Source organism: Massilia sp. Root335, from assembly GCF_001425685.1.
GTDB classification, from domain to species: Bacteria; Pseudomonadota; Gammaproteobacteria; order Burkholderiales; family Burkholderiaceae_D; genus Telluria; species Telluria luteola.
On sequence record NZ_LMCY01000018.1, the window covers coordinates 252 to 3,522 of the forward strand.

Consider the following 3,271-nt stretch of genomic DNA (forward strand, 5'->3'; position numbering starts at 1 on the left):
ATCCCGTCATTCTCGGGGCGCTTTATAACTACACACATATGCCGCCGTGGAAGTTGCCGGGACAGCAGGCCTTGTCCGGGCTGCGGAGTCGGGAATTGCATGGAGGCGCCAGTGGCAGGCGTGGCAATCACCTGATCCTTGACGACACGGCCGGGAAGATCCAGGCGCAGTTGAAAAGCGATCATCAGTGTAGCCAGCTGTCGCTGGGCCATATCAGCCGCATCGACGATACCAGCGGTCGCAAGGATGTCCGCGGCGAAGGCTTTGAGCTACGCACGGACGGACATGGGGTGGCGCGCGCGGCTGCGGGCTTGCTGGTCACGACCGAGAGTCGCCAGCGCGCACAATCATCCATGAAAGATATGGGCGAAACCATCCAACGACTCGAAACTGCACATGAGTTGCATGCCGCTCTCGCCGTCGCTGCACTGAAGTGCGAAGCCCAGGAAAGCGGGCAGCAGCACGATGTGGCCGATGCTTTAGAGGCGCAGAACGACTCCATTCGAGGAAACGGCGACAAATTTCCCGAATTGACGGAGCCTCACCTCGTGTTGGCCAGTCCAACTGGCATCGAAACCACCACCGCGAAGTCGACTCACATCGCGAGCAGCGAACACACGTCGCTAACAACTGGCCGCAGTTTATCAATCGCGACCGGGGATAGCTTATTCGCTAGCATCAAGCAAACCTTTCGGCTATTCATTCAAACGGCCGGTATGAAGTTAATCGCGGCGGCCGGCAAAGTGACGGTTCATGCCCAGGACGACGACGTCGACGTCATTGCGCGTAAGGTGCTCACACTGATCAGTCAATCCGACTGGGTGGACTTGAAGGGCAAAAAAGGGGTGCGACTGCACGGTGCCGGGAGCATGGTAGAAGTCAGCGACCGGGTGCAGATCTACACCTCCACGCCTGTGCTCATTCACGGAAACTTAGAAACACTTGGCCCTCAAAATCGTCCTCATCCCAACTACACGAAAAGCACTAAAAATTTTATACCGATACCGGAACGCGGGAAATTTGATGAGCGTTTTCACTTTGTTGCTGAGGACGGAGAAACGCCACTGGCACATCGCCAGTATCGAATCCACGCGGCGGATGGGCAATGCTGGGAAGGCGTAACGAATGCACAAGGACTAACTGACCGGATTTACACCTCGTCGCCGCAAGAACTATCTGTTGAAATTCTCTAGATCAGGAGTCATCGTTTATGAGCGACAACGAATTTAAGCAAGTCGCCACTGGCGCCAAGGCGAACGAGACCAAGGGCTCCCTAGTTAAAGTGGTTGTGAAAAATAGCAGCGGATCGTGGAAAAGCCCAGCCGAAGGCGAGAAATTTTATATCGACGAAAACGGAGTGTTTCCACGAATCTTTTTCCAACCAGAAGTAGACGAGAGTCAGAAATGTATTTGGAAATGGGAAATTAAGTGGGCGGCGGCCACTAGCGGCCTTCGTGAATCAAAAAAACGAGGGCGCACTATCAAAAACTGGAACCAAACTGGGAAAGAATTTGAAGGCATCACTTCATGGACGGCCGATCTAAATGGCCTATGCTTAGGTGGCACCTTAACTGTAGTCGTAAAATCTGGCACCACGACCTTACGAAGATCAGTTCAAATTCTAGGAACAAATCCAACCGAAGACAAGATCAGGGAGTATATTGCAACCTTTGACAACATTCCAGGGTTCGACCGCCTTGTAGATCAAGAAAGCAAATTTAAACAATTTATCAGTGCGGATCACGAACCCATTGTCGCCTTTGATGGCGGATACGGCCTAACACAATTAACCGACCCGAAACCAAAATATAATGAGGCTTGGGATTGGAAAGCAAATATTCGCGCCGGTGTCACGCTTTATCGCACAAAAAGAAAAGAAGCAGAAATTTACCTAAAAGGAGGCGAAAAACGCACTTTTACCGAGGAGCAATTACAGCTAGAAACGTGGTGTCGCTGGAACTCGGGACATTATCACGAATGGGATAAAGAAAACAAAAAATGGATCCGAAACCCAGCAATTCTCTCAGACAATGAAACGGCAAATATCGGATGGGATATGACAAAGGAGGAAAACAAAGGCAAATCAGAACAAGAACTACATAAACGTGATAAGGACGAATACGCCAAGCCACCGACCAAAAAGAGTCTGTGGCGTTACTCAGGGGTAGTCTATGCGGACCATGTCAAGCAAAATTAGATTCTTTTTTATTCTCATTAACATTTTTGTCGCTATCCCAACGAATGCTACCGACGAGGTTTTGCTGCTGTCCTCGCACGACAGTCGGGTTTCTGTAAAAATGCAGAATCACCGCTTAGTCGCCAAAGAAACCGGGAAAAACTTAAATTATCAGGTTTCCAACGCGACATCTAATCACTTGATGCGAGCGTACGATGCTCGTATGATTTCTGATAACAGCGATCAGAACGGCCCACTATTTATTGTGCTTAGCCGTGAGCCGTCGCGACCAAATTCTACGGGACGAGGTTATTGTGGTGCAGGTTATGAGGAATATCTACTACTGATTGAAATTTCCCGTGCAAAAATCGAGCTCCGTGACCAACTTCTATTGCAGAGTTGCCTAAAGAGCATCAGCATGCTCATCGACCATGGTGATGACTTGGACGACGCCGGAAATGGTTTAATTCCTAATAACGACGGTTCATTTAGCTATCGTCTCCTCGAAGACGGGGCCAGCCAAGAGAGGAATCTAGTCATCCGTGGCCGGCGGTTCCAAGTCAGTTTAGTGCCGGCAAGAGATCATTCCGGCCCAAAATGACTTGTAACCTCCTTCGTTCGTCGAAAAGGCCAAACACGCATCAATTCTCCTATTGGCGCTCCGCTACCTGCTTTAATCCTGGAGTGCCTAATTGCGTATACTTCATATCGCCGGGCAATCGATACTGACGCCATAAACCAGTGCCCGCGAACCGCGATTTCTACTCACGAACAAATCGGGCCAACAATGAAAGGTAATCCCCCGCAAAAAGAGCGCGTTTGGAAGTAGAATTTTCTACCTAAGACATAAAGCTCTACATGAAGACATCCCGATTTACCGAAAGCCAGATCATCGCCATCCTCAAGCAAGCCGGAGCCGACAGCCCTGTACCGGAGCTGTGCCGCGAGCACGGCATCAGCAACGCCACGTTCTACAAATGGCGCGCCAAGTACGGCGGGATGGACGCGTCGCTCATGGCGCGCATGAAGGACCTCGAGGACGAAAATCGGCGACTGAAGAAAATGTATGCCGAAGAACGTCTGAAGGCCGAGATC

General features: G+C 50.5%; 4 protein-coding genes. All 4 read left to right on the top strand.

What is annotated here, in order from left to right; genetic code table 11:
• The coding region (locus ASC93_RS11020; RefSeq protein ID WP_229412680.1) for a type VI secretion system Vgr family protein at nt 1–1,193 on the top strand (1,193 nt) is incomplete at its 5' end.
• A 17-nt stretch (nt 1,194–1,210) separates the two neighbouring features.
• Nucleotides 1,211–2,197 (top strand): hypothetical protein, encoded by a 987-nt coding sequence (locus tag ASC93_RS30675; protein WP_157201867.1) that lies wholly within the window; start codon nt 1,211–1,213, stop codon nt 2,195–2,197.
• Nucleotides 2,181–2,777, top strand: coding sequence for a hypothetical protein (locus ASC93_RS30680; protein ID WP_157201868.1), 597 nt, complete (start codon nt 2,181–2,183; stop codon nt 2,775–2,777). Before ASC93_RS30675 ends, ASC93_RS30680 begins: the two co-directional genes overlap by 17 nt.
• Before the next feature lie 257 nt (nt 2,778–3,034).
• Nucleotides 3,035–3,271: transposase (locus tag ASC93_RS29685; RefSeq protein ID WP_056441521.1), on the top strand; the 237-nt coding region annotated here is incomplete at its 3' end.

Coding starts and splice junctions, on each gene's coding strand:
- ASC93_RS30675 (WP_157201867.1), top strand. CDS start 1,211: ATGAGCGACAACGAATTTAAGCAAGTCGCCACTGGCGCCAAGGCGAAC.
- ASC93_RS30680 (WP_157201868.1), top strand. CDS start 2,181: ATGTCAAGCAAAATTAGATTCTTTTTTATTCTCATTAACATTTTTGTC.